Below are 11,989 nucleotides of genomic sequence, written 5' to 3'. Positions count from 1 at the left end.
AAGATGTTGGGCTCGCATGCGGCACAGAAGGATTCGTCGTTATACGCGCTCAGCCTGGTGCCGCATTTGGCGCAGTCCGGGGCACGTCGCTGGAATGGGTTCAGTATGGCAACTTCCGGGATACCGCCGCGACACACGTGACGGGCAAGACGGGAGAACCGCTGCGCGCCAGTGCCCAACTGGGTCATGCGGAGGCGTCCACAGTCGCTACGGCGCACTACATCGATCCAGAGGGCTACATCCGACCCGCGGTCGACAATGTGGTGGCCATGGAGTCCCTGCGCCCCTCAAAACGTGAGCAAAACGTGAATCTGGAGGCGGCTTGATGCAGACACAACGCTGTGACCTTGACGTTTTCCAGGTTCGAGGTGTATCAGGGTGGGTAATGCTACCGATGTAAGAGGTACGGCGGCGCCATGGAGAGAGGTGGGCCTGGTGTCGAAGAGCGCGAAACTGCCGGGGCGCCTGTGGCAGGTGCGACCGTGGAACCCCAGTCCGCTGATGCGTGTCTCGGATCGGGTCGAGGTGGTGTTGCGGGGGCTTGCGGTGGTGGTGGCGGTGGGGGCGGTGCCGATGGCGGGTGCTATTGGGACCGTGAGTTATACGGGGGCCGTGGATCGGATTGCCAGTGCGGATGCCGGGAAGGCTCAGGTGAGTGCGACGCTTACCTCGGATGCTCAGCGGCTGCTGGATTCGGATCGGCTGCGTAATCCGCCGGATCGGTATGAGGCTCCCGTGCAATGGCTTTTCGATGGGCATACCGAGAACGCCAAGGTCGATGTGACGGGGCCGCAGGCCGCGGGGGCTACCGTGCAGATCTGGATCAGCAAGGATGGTAAGCCCACTACCGCGCCGACTCGGGCGGGTGCGGCGGCTGCGGAGGGGATCGGCACCGGGATTGCGGTGCTGGTCGAGACCTGGTGCGCGACTGCGGCGACGGTATGGATCACCGGAACCGCGTTGGACGCGCGGCGCCACGCACGCTGGGAACGCGAGTGGCGGACAATGAATCGGCCGATAGATACCGACACGCTGTAGCGGTGAGATCTCCAGGGGGAGATCAGTATTCGCCGTTCACCAGATTCTGTGGCTGCTCACCGGACAGATAGCGCGCGATCTCCTCGGCCGCGATGGCCCAGCCGCGCTCCTGACTGCCCCGGCTGCTGCCACCCACATGCGGGGTCAGCAGCAGACCCGGCGCATCCCACAGGGGATGCCCTGCTGGCAGCGGTTCCGGATCGGTGACATCGAGAATCGCGCGCAGACGGCCGCTTTGGAGTTCGGCGAGTAGGTCATCGGTGCGCACGACCGGTCCGCGGGCGGCATTCACCAGAACAGCGCCATCGGCCATCCGGGCCAGGAACGCCGCATCCACCATGCCGGTGGTGCGGCTGGTCACCGGCACCACGAGCACGACGACATCGAAATGCCCCAGCAGATCGGGAAGTTCGTCCACCCCGTGCACGCCCGCGCGGGCATGGGTGCCGACGAGAGTCACGGTGGTGTCGAACGGGGCGAGCTTGCGTTGCAGCTCGGCGGCCAGATCCCCCGCGCCGACAATCAGAATCCGCTTGCCGTGCAGCGAATCCGTCTGATGCTGGGTCCAGCGGTGTTCGCGCTGCGCCACCGCGAATTCGGTGAATTCCCGATACATCGAGAGCAATCCGGTCAGCACCCATTCGGCGGTGCTGGCCCCATGCGCCCCGCGCGCGATGGACAGCGCCACGCCCTCGGGCAGTTTCCCCACCCAGTTCTCGGCTCCGGCGGTGAGCAGTTGGACCAGGCGCAGTTTCGGCAGCGACCAGGCCATACGCACGGCATCGGGGCCGACGAGGAAACCGGGCACTAAGACCTCGGCCTCATCGGCCCCGATCGGCAGTGGGTCTCCCGGTTTGAAACGCACCGCCCGTGTTCCTGCCAGCTTGGAGATCGCCGACAGGCCGTAGCTGTCCGGAACCAGCACAGTCACCGTCATGGATGCGACGGTAGCGGATGTCCGGACCGTCAGTAATACCAGCGCCTGCCGCCGACCGGCCGACCGACCGAGCCCAGCACCCAGAGCACCAGCCCGATGATCAACACCAGGATGCCGATGCTGCTGAGGATGGAAATGCCGAGCAGCCAACCGATGACGAGCAGGACGAGACCTAGAACAATCATGACTTTTCCTATTTGGAGAGTGTCTTGGCCTCGGGGGCCGTGGTCGGCCGGTTCAGGAACCGGTTGAACGACCAAGTGGGTTTCGTGGTCTCGGACGTCGGTGGTTTCGACATCGGCACCGTGTGCTTGCCCGTGGACTTCGGTTCCGGAGCCGGTGCCGGAGCAGGCTTGGCGAGTTCCTTTCGCGCCGCAGCTATTTCGCGCCGCGACTGCCGCAGCTCGCGCCGGGCGACTACCCCGCGCCGCGAGGTCGTCCAGATACCGGCCAGCAGCATGATGAGCCCGCAGGTGCCGATGATGCCGACCAGCATGCCGTAAGCGAACAGCAGCCCGGACGACCCGCCGTAGGTGTGGTCGAACACCGTGAATCCATTCGTGAGCTGATTGCTGTCGCCGGTATTGGCCTGGATGCCGGCCACCCCCACGGTCACGGCACCGAGGAGGGCGATGAGCCCGATGATGGTTAACATATCGCCGCAATTCCCCCTGTTCGCGCGGCCAAACCCGCTGGACGGCGGGTTGTCCGGTGGCTCGCCGGTGTGTTTGGGGCCCAGCGCGCCGGATGGGTAACGACTCCATCGCCCTCGGCGGGTCGCTCACTCGGACTGGCAATCGCGCGGCAAACTCCGGAGCATGTCCCTATTGCCCGATTGTCGGTGCGGGTAGCGGCCCGCCGTGGCAGTCTCCGACCGCCGTGCACCGGCCCCCATGCTGGCAACCGGGGGCACGCCGCCGGATGGGCCGGAGTGGGCGGTGGAGATGAAGTGGGATGGGGTTCGCATCATTGCGATGTGCGACGGTGGGGAATGCAAGCTTTACAGCCGTGCCGGGAATGAGGTCGGCGGGTCCTATCCGGAGCTGGTCTCGGCGCTGAAAGCGCTCTCCGGCAACGGGTTTCTGATTCTGGACGGCGAGATCGTGGCCCAGGACGCCGGGGGTGCTCCGTCCTTCGGGCGACTCCAGCGGCGCATGCATGTGGCGCGGCCGAAGGCGCAGTTGATCGCCGAGGTGCCCGTGCAGCTCTTCGCCTTCGATCTGCTGGCCCTGGGCGATCGGGACCTGATGAAGGAGCCCTATCTGAAACGCCGCGAGTGGCTCTCCGAACTCGAGTTCTCGCTACCACTGTCCGCACCGCCGCATTGGGTCGGGGCGGATGCCAAAGAGTTGCTGAAGGTGGCGCAGGAGCATCGAATCGAGGGAATCGTCTCCAAGCGCACGGACTCGGTGTACCTCCCCGGTCGCCGCTCCCCGGCCTGGATAAAAACACCGCTGCGCCAGAACACCGAAGTCGTGGTCGCGGGCTGGACCCCGGGTGCGGGCGGGTTCGGAACCACCTTCGGCTCGCTGGTGCTCGGCGCATACGACGAATCCGGCCGGTTCGTCTTCATCGGCAATGTGGGCACCGGCTTCACCCAGGCGGCCCGCCGCATTATTCGCGCCACCCTCGACGAGATCGAGATCCCGATAAGCCGATTCGACCCGCCGCCGCCCGAAGCCGCCGCCGCGGGTTGGCATTGGGTCGAGCCGATCCTGGTCGGCGATGTGGAGTACCGCGAGTTCTCAGGGGAGCGGCTACGCATGCCTGCTTGGAAGGGGCTCCGCACCGATAAACCGCCCGCCGTGGTGGAAGTGCCACCGGTGCGCTAGGCCTTCCCATTGAAATGTTCGGAGGGCAGAACCGCCGAACCCGGCGCGTATACGCTGACGGTGATCGATTCCCATGCGGCAGCGTCGAATTCGACGGGATCGCCCGGCTCCCCACCCGATGATCGCCAGAACAGGTTGCTGCCGTGGGCGTTTGCGCCGACGCCTCCCATGCGTTCGCAGTGCCCAGCGACGCCGCCGCCGGTGGTGCGGCATTGATCAATGACAGCCGCCGTCGACCCGAAATCGCCAGACCGGGCGTCCGTGGTTCTCCTCCCCGACGCCCTTATGGTCGAGTGACCATAAGGGCGCATCGTCGATGCGTCGGCGAATTCTGTGGGTTTGCCCTCCGGGTCGAGGGCTCTGGCACGTTTCAGGTAAGTGAACCCTGCATTGCGACAAGACAATTGGCGTATTTCGGAAGGATCGACCACAATCGAGATTATGGGCGGCGAAGGGGCACGAAAGCTGCGTGGGCTCTCGGCTGCCGATTCCCTGAAACGGTTGGCGAGCTCGCAATACGGTCGAATCGTGTACTCGCGCCGCGGAACTCCCATAATCCGTCCGGTGAATCACATCGTCGAGGAAGGCGCTGTCGTCGTGCGTGCGCAATTGGGCGCAAGTCTGCTGCGAGGTGACGGGGAGCTCGTCGCCTTCGAGGCGGACAGCTTCGACGAGAGCACCCGGCGCGGGTGGAGCGTCATCGTCACCGGGGTCGCGCACATCGTGCGGGATCCCGATCAGGTGCGACATTACGAGGCGCTGCTCGACCCGTGGATCACCTTCCCGAGGGACCATCTGATCAGGATCGAAACCGAGGTCGTCACCGGCCTGGAACTGGTCGAGGACTGTGTGGACGGCCCGTCCGCCGCCGCGCCACCGGCGGTCGAGGACCGGCGCTGACTGTGACGGCCGCTACCTTCCGGTAACCTGACACGCCGTTGGACCGAGCCCGGCAATCCGTCGGTGAGCTCGGTGTGGCCCCTGTGTCCCATGCGCACGACGATGCGGACATGGCGCGGCCGCACGCACGTGGAAGGAACTGAATGACAGCCTCTGAACGGCAGCTATCGGACAGCGCGTCGGGCACGCAGAACGACGAGGGCTACTCCCGGGGTCTCTCGCCGCGCACCATCCAGATGATCGCCATCGGTGGCGCCATCGGCACCGGCCTGTTCTACGGCGCGGGTGGCGCCATCGAGCAGGCGGGCCCCGCGCTCATCCTCTGCTACCTGGCCGCCGGACTGGCCATCTTCGTCATCATGCGGGCGCTGGGCGAACTGCTCACCTACCGTCCGGTCACCGGCAGTTTCGCCGAGTACGCCAATGAATTCCTGGGCCGCTTCGCGGGTTATGCCACCGGCTGGACGTATTGGGCCGTGTGGGTCAGCACCTGCATGGCCGAGATCACCGTGGCGGGCAAGTACGTCCAATACTGGTTCGACATCCCGCAGTGGGTCACCGCGCTCGCGGTGCTCGGCATCATGTTCATCGCGAACCTGGTGTCGGTGAAGCTCTTCGGCGAGGGCGAGTTCTGGTTCTCCGCCATCAAGGTGACCGCGATTATCGCCATGATCGTCATCGGCCTGGGCGTGCTGGTCTTCCACTTCGGCCATGCCACCAACCCGACCATCACCAACCTGTGGAACGACGGCGGAACCTTCCCGAACGGCTTCGGACAGGCGCTGCTGGCCCTGCAGATCGTGGTGTTCGCCTATGTCGGTGTGGAATTGGTCGGCGTCACCGCCGGTGAGGCCCGCGACCCGAAGAAGACCCTGCGCAAGGCCATCAATACCCTGCCGTTCCGGATCGGCCTGTTCTACATCGGCGCGCTCGTCGTCATCATGTCGGTGTCCAGCTGGCGCAACTTCCATGCCGGTCGCAGCCCGTTCGTGGAGGTCTTCGAGCAGATCGGTATTCCGGGCGCGGCCGCCATCATCAACTTCGTGCTGCTGACCGCGGCGCTCTCGTCCTGCAACTCGGGCATCTACTCCACCGGCCGCATGCTGCGCAGTCTGGCGCAGCGCAGCGAGGCTCCGGCCAAGCTGGGCGCGCTGAGCAAGCAGTCGGTGCCGGCCACCGGTATCGCGGTCTCGGCGGCGGTCATGGTGATCGGCGTGGGCGTGAACTACTTCTCCCCGGAGAAGGCGTTCGGGTATGTCACCTCGGTGTCCACCATCGGCATCATCTTCGTGTGGGGCATGATCCTGGTCTGCCACTTGATGTATCGAGCGCGCGTGAAGCAGGGTCTGCTGCCCGCCAGTGACTATCGCCTGCCCGGCGCGCCGTTCACCTCGGTGCTCGCGCTGGCGTTCCTGGCGCTGGTCGTGGTGTTGCTGTTCTTCACCGAATCCGGCCGCACCGCGATCGTGGTCGGCGTGGTGTGGGGTGTGCTGGTCTGCGCGGGCTATCCCTTGCTGGCACGCAAACACGCGAACAGCACAGTGCGGAACTGACTTTCGGTTTCGTAATCCGGCCACACCTGCCGACCGGTAGGGCTATTTTCGCTGGTGTAGGTTCTCCGGATTCGGGAGCGCGCATGAGTGATCAGCGACGGTACGTGGTGATCGGAGGCGGGCTCGCGGGTCTGGCCTCCGCGGTGTGGTTGGCCGAAGCCGGAAAGCAAGTCACGCTGCTGGAGCGGCGCGGACGACTGGGCGGGCGCACGCACGCCCTGGAGGTCGCGCCGCTGCGGGATGTGCCCGACAATGGCCAGCACGTCATCGCCAGCGGATACGACCATCTGTTCCGCTATCTCACCAGCGTGGGCACCCGGCAGTATGTGAAATTCCCGCATCAGGGCGTGCTGCGCTGGCCGGGTGGGCGCACGGCCATGATGGGCACCAAGGGTTTACCCGCCGTCCGTGCGCTCCTCGGCGCACATCCCGATGCCAGCGCGGGAGACCGCGCCCGCGCCGCTCTCGCGACCATGCGCATGGGCTGGCAATGCCTCAATCAACCGACCGATCTCGCCGAACTCACCACCGAGCAATGGTTCCAGCGGCTCGGCATGCCGGACACCGCACGCGAAGCCCTCTGGGACTGGCTGGCACTGGGCATAGCCGCCGAACCGGTGCGGCAGGAATCGGCGAAAATCTTCGCCGATGTGATGGCGACCGGAATCCGCTTGGGCGTCAAGCATCGCCGCCCGGTCAGCATCGGCTATCCGACCACCGATCTGGACACCCTGTTCGTGTCCGGCGCGCACCGGGTCTTCGAGCGGCACGGCGTCGCCGTCCACTACCGTGCGGTCGCACGGCGCATTGTGATCGAGGACGGCGTGGTCACCGGCGTGGCCATGGCTGATGGCGGCGTGGTGCCCGCCGACGCGGTGGTGTGCGCGGTGCCCAATTCGTCCATCGCCGGACTGCTCGACGATCTGCCCGAACATGACGAGATCTACGCGGCCGCCGATAAATTGGGGTACACGCCGATCGTCAGCACGAATCTGTACCTGGATCGCCCGCTGGGCACGAAGGGTGCGATGGAGGCGCTCATCGGCGGTGCGGGGGTCATCGACGAGGTGTTCGACCGCCAGCGCATGCACGGTCGAGGCACGCTCAATGGCTGGCTGTATTGCCTGACCACCAGCGGCGCGTACGACCAGATCCACAAGCCCGGCCATGAGGTCGTCGACGAGCAGATGGATCTGCTGCGCAGGTATTACCCGGAGGCCGCCGAGGCGAAAGTGGTGCACGCCCAGGTGGTTCCGATGCCACGCGCCACGTTCTCCCAAGTTGTAGGCACCGATGGTCTGCGGCCGGGTCAGCGCACGTCGGTGCCCACGCTGGTGATTGCCGGGGATTGGACCCGGACCGACTGGTCGGCCACCATGGAGAGCGCGGCCCAGAGCGCCGCCAAGGCGGTGGATCTCCTGCTGAAACTGCCGGTGCTCGCAAAAGTCTGACCGGTCAGTCTGATTACTCGTATTCGGCTCGCAGTGGCTCGCGAAAGTAGTTGAGCACCAGGCGGGTGATATCGGCCAGGAAGCGGTCGCGGGGGATGGGCGGACTGTCCAGCACATACCGGATGGTCAGATGCTCGACCGCGCGCACCAACATCCAGGCGGCGGCATCGAAGTCGACATCCGAGGGGACCGATCGGCGGCGCATGGTCAGCGCGGTGCGGGCCAGCTCACCGATCTGCTGCTCGAATGCGAGCACGGTCGCGCCCGAGGTCAGCCGCGGTGTCTGCTCGACCACGGCGCGCAACAGTTCGCGATGGGTGCCGAGGGCATCCAGTAGATCGGAAATGGTTTCGGGTACAGCGACTTCCGGACTCCGGGCGAAATTGGCCAGCACGCGGTCCCGCACGCGATCGGTGACCGCGGTGTTGTACCGCTCGATCACCGCGGTCACCACGGCGTCCTTGTTCGGAAAGTACTGGTACAGCGAGCCGGGGCTGATCCCTGCCGCCTCGGCTATGCGATTGGTGGACGCGCCGTCATAGCCGTAGCGGATCAGCACCTCCTGCCCGGCATCGACAATCCGCGCGACCATGGCGCGCGAGCGGTCCTGCTGCGGCGTCTTGCGGGGTGTAGCAGCGGTTTTACGAGGCGCGGCAGCGGATTTCGCGGCCTGGCGTTTCGGTGTCATGGCGATTCTGCGGCTCTTCGAAATGCGAATTGAATGCGAGCATTTATTCGTGTCAGCGTGGAGCCATGGTGTCACAGAGCGCAATGGCGCGCGAGCCACACACCGATCCGGTGCCGCTGGGCCCGGACTCGCTGACGTGGAAGATCTTCGGTTCCCTCTATTTCAACCTGAGCGGCCTGTTCGTCGGCATGGTGCAGAACATGCACCCCGGACTCGGCGCGGGCGTCGAATTCCACTCCGAGATCCAGGATGAGCTCTACGCGCGAGTCGTTCGCTCGCTCTACCCGATCACGGGCGTCGTCTTCGACGGACCGAAGGCCCGGGACACCGCGAGGGATATCGTCGGCTACCACCGCACCATCAAAGGCGTAGACGCCCAGGGCCGCCGCTATCACGCCCTCGACCCCGGGACCTTCTACTGGGCGCACGCGGTGTTCTTCGTGGAAACCCTGCGCTCGGCCGAACTGTTCATGGGCGGACTGACTTCCGAACAACGCGAACAACTCTGGCGAGAGCACTACCAGTGGTACGAGATGTACGGCATGAGCATGCGAGTGGTGCCGCAGAGCTGGCCGGAGTTCCGCACGTACTGGCGCGAAATGTGCCGCGACACCCTCGAACCGACGAAAGCGGCGTGGGATGTCTACCACCTCGCAGGAAACGCTCCGGTGCCGCCGTTCCCGGTGCTGCGGCACATTCCGGAACCATTGTGGGAGCATCTGTTCCGCCCGGCGGGCTCGCGCCTGTTCCAGTTCGTGACGGTCGGCATGTGCGATCCGGCGATCCGCCGCACCATGGGCTTCACCTGGACCGCACGCGACCAGTGGGTCTTCGATCTACTGTGCCGGACGCTGTCGGCCATGAACCGGGTGACACCGGCGGAGCTCAAGTACGTCTTCCCGCGCATTCGCGCCGCCCGCCGCCGTGCCACCGGCAAACGCCCCGGCTGGATGCCGCCGCCGGAGGCTCCCGAATTGCTGTGGCCCGCACCGGAACAGCGCGGCGACCCCAAGCACTACTGCCCCGTCCACACCGATTCCGGCGCGGATCGCCTCACCAAATTCCGTCAGCTGACAGGGTTTTGAACAATGCAACCGCTGAACGAACTGCAGACCCGGCACCCTTACGACTATTGCTACCGGCCCGGCATGGAGTTGCGTCCGCCGCCGCCTCGCGCGGTGCCGTCCGAGCTGTGGCTGGGACCGCGAAAAGCCATGCTGGGGCCGTGGATCGACGTGCGACCGGAGCCGATGGACACCCCTCTCACCCGGCTGATGGCCGATCACCTGTGGCAGGGCGACGAGCCCATGGACGACCTGGTCGCGGCATTCCGGAATATGGGTTCCGCGGGCGGGCGTCGCATGCTGAATCAGGCGCTCGCCCACGGCATCGACAGTGTGGACGAGCCGCTGCCGGAGCTGGTGAATCTCTTCGCGCGCCTGGACAATCCGCCGCAGTGGTACGACCCCGACCTGTGGGAGTACGGGCGGCGTCTATGGATCAATGTGTCCTTAGCCGGGAAGATGGCCATGGGCGTACAGGACTTCATGGGCACGTTCGTCGGGGCCGAGGTGGCCTCGGCGGTCGGGCAGACCGGGCGATTCGTGAGGGATCCCTATCGGCGCGGGCTCGAATCCTCGGTCTGGTTCCGCAGTGTCACCGCACCGCGCGCACTCGAACGCAGCTCGCCGATCTTCCACGACACCATCCGGGTAAGGCTCATGCACGCCCAGGTCCGCGCCATGCTCCGCCGTAAATGGGGCGACGACCATTTCGCCCACCACGGCAACCCGATCTCCAATGCGACCACCATGGGTGCGGCCGTCACCTTCGGACTGAACCCCATCTGCTTCGACCACGTCCACGGACGCCGTTCCACCACAAGGCAACTCGATGCGGTCATGCACTACTGGTCCTATATCGCCTACGTATTCGGTGTCGCCGACGAGCTCATTCCGCGCTCGGCCGCCGAGGGCATGGAGATGGCGGACTATATGGTCGCCACCGCGGGCATCGCTCCCGACTGGACGGCGAATATGGCGGGCGCGGCAACCAGGCGCTTCACGGACTCCACCCTGACCGGTCGCCTCCAAATCGCCGCCACCGCACCGCTGCTCGGCGCGATCGCCTTCTACAGCAGCGAACCATTGATGCGCAGCCTGGTATCGGATACCCCGCTGCGGTCGGTGCCCATCCAGCCGTGGCCGAGCGTCATCAATGCCGTCGCGACAACCTCGGTCCGCCTGCGCGCCGTCGACAACTTCCTGCCCGGAGCCCGCCGCCGAATGATCAACCGCGCCCGGCACATCGACCCCATGTGGGACCGCAATACCCGCGTAGCCCGCTATCTGGCGGCCCGGGTCGGCATTCGCGGCACCCCGTTCGACCAGCACGACACCACCGCCGACACCGCCCGCTGCCCGATGTGACCGCTTCGCGGGTCAAGCTCCGCCCGCGAAGCTCAACCACACCACCATGAGCGTGAACAGGAACCAGCCCGCGCCCTGCCAGATCGTCCACACTCGCCCGGACTTCCAATAGCGGAAGGCAAGCACGAACGCCCCCAGCCCACCGAGCAGCAGAATCCCGCCCGGAACCAGCCCGACCACCAACTTGGCCGCCGTATCGCACATCATCGTGTCATTCAGGCACTGCTGCCGAGAGGCGGTCCACACCATCACCAGGGCCGCCGCAATAGCCGTCAGCACCAGCACGCCGACGACATACTTCACTGCCAATCGGAAGGTCGGCGGATCATTCCACCGCTTCTCCACGTCATCGACCACGGCTCACCTCCTCGTCAACGCGCTTCGGCCGCCAGCCCGATCCCGAGCCCGACCAGCACCGCCGCCAGCGTCCGTTCGACCCGCTGCCGAATCCCGGTCCGCCGCAGCCAGTCTCCAGCCTGATCGGCCGCCAGCACGATCCCGACACACCAGGCCGTATCGATAACGAGCTGAATAGCCACAAGAATGATGACGGTGGGCAGCACCGGCCCCTCGCTCGGCAGAAACTGCGGCAAAATCGTCAACCCGAACACGGCCGCCTTCGGATTAGCCGCAATGGAAACCAGCGAAGCCCGAAAAGCCGCCCCCGGCGTCCGCCCACTCGGCAATACCGAAGTCAGCGCCTCCCCGAACGCATCCTTCTCATCTCCTTGGCCGCCGCGTCGCGCACTACGCCAGGCCTGAACCCCCAACCAAATGAGCACCACCGCCCCAAGAACGTGCACCGCCACATTGAGCACCCGATTCGCAACCAGCAAGGCCGACAACCCGGCCCCGCCCGCCAGCGTCCACCCGAACACACCTATCTCATTCCCGGCGACCGCCGCGAGCCCCGCCGCCCGGCCGTCACGCAATGAGCGTTGCAAGAACAAAGCAGTGGCCGGTCCGGGAATTGCGGCAAGAACCAAGCAGGCGAGCGCGAACGCGGGAAGAACCTGAACCCAATGTGGCATCTATCGATGCTTGCATGAGATCGGGGGATCGACCAGCGATATTGATGGTGGCCCGTTTTCCCGCCACCACAGCCCCCTCACCTCCCAGCCCGGCCCGACACGCGTTGACACGCCGAAGCGCAGCGAGCCC

At 65.7% G+C, this 11,989-nt stretch carries 14 protein-coding genes; 7 read left to right on the top strand and 7 right to left on the bottom strand.

Features of this window, described 5'->3' with window-relative positions:
• Positions 1–435: 435 nt before the first annotated feature.
• Positions 436–1,038: a hypothetical protein gene (locus AB0N05_RS27620; RefSeq protein WP_364698948.1), complete on the top strand. Its 603-nt coding sequence runs from the start codon at positions 436–438 to the stop codon at positions 1,036–1,038.
• A 22-nt stretch (positions 1,039–1,060) separates the two neighbouring features.
• Here the strand turns inward: AB0N05_RS27620 and AB0N05_RS27615 are convergent, their stop codons facing one another.
• The 3 genes from AB0N05_RS27615 to AB0N05_RS27605 are packed head-to-tail and all read right to left on the bottom strand — an operon-like array spanning position 1,061 to position 2,630.
• Positions 1,061–1,975, bottom strand: a complete 915-nt coding sequence (locus AB0N05_RS27615) for a 2-hydroxyacid dehydrogenase (protein WP_364698946.1) — start codon at positions 1,973–1,975, stop codon at positions 1,061–1,063.
• 29 nt (positions 1,976–2,004) lie between these two features.
• The gene (locus AB0N05_RS27610) at positions 2,005–2,160 is read right to left on the bottom strand and encodes a hypothetical protein (RefSeq protein WP_364698944.1); all 156 of its coding nucleotides are present in this window, start codon (positions 2,158–2,160) and stop codon (positions 2,005–2,007) included.
• 8 nt (positions 2,161–2,168) lie between these two features.
• Complete coding sequence (locus AB0N05_RS27605) at positions 2,169–2,630, bottom strand: hypothetical protein (protein ID WP_364698942.1); 462 nt, start codon at positions 2,628–2,630, stop codon at positions 2,169–2,171.
• A gap of 205 nt (positions 2,631–2,835) precedes the next feature.
• Here AB0N05_RS27605 and ligD point away from each other — a divergent pair, with 205 nt between their 5' ends.
• Positions 2,836–3,807 carry a non-homologous end-joining DNA ligase gene (gene ligD / locus AB0N05_RS27600; RefSeq protein ID WP_364698940.1) on the top strand — a complete coding sequence of 324 codons (972 nt, stop codon included), beginning with the start codon at positions 2,836–2,838 and terminating at the stop codon, positions 3,805–3,807.
• Here ligD and AB0N05_RS27595 read toward each other — a convergent pair.
• Positions 3,804–4,238, bottom strand: coding sequence for a hypothetical protein (locus tag AB0N05_RS27595; protein ID WP_364698938.1), 435 nt, complete (start codon positions 4,236–4,238; stop codon positions 3,804–3,806). The two genes, ligD and AB0N05_RS27595, sit on opposite strands and share 4 nt — an antisense overlap.
• A 10-nt stretch (positions 4,239–4,248) precedes the next feature.
• Between AB0N05_RS27595 and AB0N05_RS27590 the strand changes: the two genes are divergently transcribed.
• The 3 genes from AB0N05_RS27590 to AB0N05_RS27580 all read left to right on the top strand — a co-directional run bounded on the left by AB0N05_RS27590 (position 4,249) and on the right by AB0N05_RS27580 (position 7,711).
• Positions 4,249–4,707 (top strand): pyridoxamine 5'-phosphate oxidase family protein, encoded by a 459-nt coding sequence (locus AB0N05_RS27590; protein WP_364698936.1) that lies wholly within the window; start codon positions 4,249–4,251, stop codon positions 4,705–4,707.
• A 143-nt stretch (positions 4,708–4,850) separates the two neighbouring features.
• A complete protein-coding gene (locus AB0N05_RS27585; RefSeq protein WP_364698934.1) occupies positions 4,851–6,260 on the top strand; it encodes an amino acid permease in 1,410 nt (469 codons plus the stop codon).
• 83 nt (positions 6,261–6,343) lie between these two features.
• Entirely contained in the window at positions 6,344–7,711 is a 1,368-nt protein-coding gene (locus AB0N05_RS27580) for an FAD-dependent oxidoreductase (protein ID WP_364698932.1), read from the top strand.
• Between the two features lie 13 nt (positions 7,712–7,724).
• Here the strand turns inward: AB0N05_RS27580 and AB0N05_RS27575 are convergent, their stop codons facing one another.
• A complete protein-coding gene (locus AB0N05_RS27575; RefSeq protein ID WP_364698930.1) occupies positions 7,725–8,399 on the bottom strand; it encodes a TetR/AcrR family transcriptional regulator in 675 nt (224 codons plus the stop codon).
• A 65-nt stretch (positions 8,400–8,464) separates the two neighbouring features.
• On the opposite strand from AB0N05_RS27575, the gene AB0N05_RS27570 reads away from it, so the two are divergent.
• Together AB0N05_RS27570 and AB0N05_RS27565 are read left to right on the top strand one after the other, a co-directional pair.
• A complete protein-coding gene (locus AB0N05_RS27570; RefSeq protein ID WP_364698927.1) occupies positions 8,465–9,484 on the top strand; it encodes an oxygenase MpaB family protein in 1,020 nt (339 codons plus the stop codon).
• Between the two features lie 3 nt (positions 9,485–9,487).
• On the top strand, positions 9,488–10,828 hold the full coding sequence (locus tag AB0N05_RS27565) for an oxygenase MpaB family protein (RefSeq protein WP_364698925.1): 1,341 nt from the start codon (positions 9,488–9,490) through the stop codon (positions 10,826–10,828).
• 12 nt (positions 10,829–10,840) lie between these two features.
• Here the strand turns inward: AB0N05_RS27565 and AB0N05_RS27560 are convergent, their stop codons facing one another.
• Together AB0N05_RS27560 and AB0N05_RS27555 are read right to left on the bottom strand one after the other, a co-directional pair.
• Complete coding sequence (locus tag AB0N05_RS27560; RefSeq protein WP_364698923.1) at positions 10,841–11,185, bottom strand: hypothetical protein; 345 nt, start codon at positions 11,183–11,185, stop codon at positions 10,841–10,843.
• A gap of 14 nt (positions 11,186–11,199) precedes the next feature.
• Positions 11,200–11,859, bottom strand: coding sequence for a LysE family translocator (locus tag AB0N05_RS27555; RefSeq protein ID WP_364698921.1), 660 nt, complete (start codon positions 11,857–11,859; stop codon positions 11,200–11,202).
• Between the last annotated feature and the right edge of the window lie 130 nt (positions 11,860–11,989).

The sequence above is a fragment of the Nocardia sp. NPDC051030 genome (genome assembly GCF_040683015.1).
Taxonomy (GTDB): domain Bacteria; phylum Actinomycetota; class Actinomycetes; order Mycobacteriales; family Mycobacteriaceae; genus Nocardia.
The sequence above is the reverse complement of the archived record's forward strand: the minus strand, read 5'-3'. Positions and strand labels throughout refer to the sequence as shown.

What these genes read in the sequence shown, in the direction of transcription:
- AB0N05_RS27615 (WP_364698946.1), bottom strand. Translation starts at nt 1,975, where the DNA reads ATGACGGTGACTGTGCTGGTTCCGGACAGCTACGGCCTGTCGGCGATC.
- AB0N05_RS27610 (WP_364698944.1), bottom strand. Translation starts at nt 2,160, where the DNA reads ATGATTGTTCTAGGTCTCGTCCTGCTCGTCATCGGTTGGCTGCTCGGC.
- AB0N05_RS27605 (WP_364698942.1), bottom strand. Translation starts at nt 2,630, where the DNA reads ATGTTAACCATCATCGGGCTCATCGCCCTCCTCGGTGCCGTGACCGTG.
- AB0N05_RS27590 (WP_364698936.1), top strand. Translation starts at nt 4,249, where the DNA reads ATGGGCGGCGAAGGGGCACGAAAGCTGCGTGGGCTCTCGGCTGCCGAT.
- AB0N05_RS27585 (WP_364698934.1), top strand. Translation starts at nt 4,851, where the DNA reads ATGACAGCCTCTGAACGGCAGCTATCGGACAGCGCGTCGGGCACGCAG.
- AB0N05_RS27580 (WP_364698932.1), top strand. Translation starts at nt 6,344, where the DNA reads ATGAGTGATCAGCGACGGTACGTGGTGATCGGAGGCGGGCTCGCGGGT.
- AB0N05_RS27575 (WP_364698930.1), bottom strand. Translation starts at nt 8,399, where the DNA reads ATGACACCGAAACGCCAGGCCGCGAAATCCGCTGCCGCGCCTCGTAAA.
- AB0N05_RS27570 (WP_364698927.1), top strand. Translation starts at nt 8,465, where the DNA reads ATGGTGTCACAGAGCGCAATGGCGCGCGAGCCACACACCGATCCGGTG.
- AB0N05_RS27565 (WP_364698925.1), top strand. Translation starts at nt 9,488, where the DNA reads ATGCAACCGCTGAACGAACTGCAGACCCGGCACCCTTACGACTATTGC.
- AB0N05_RS27555 (WP_364698921.1), bottom strand. Translation starts at nt 11,859, where the DNA reads ATGCCACATTGGGTTCAGGTTCTTCCCGCGTTCGCGCTCGCCTGCTTG.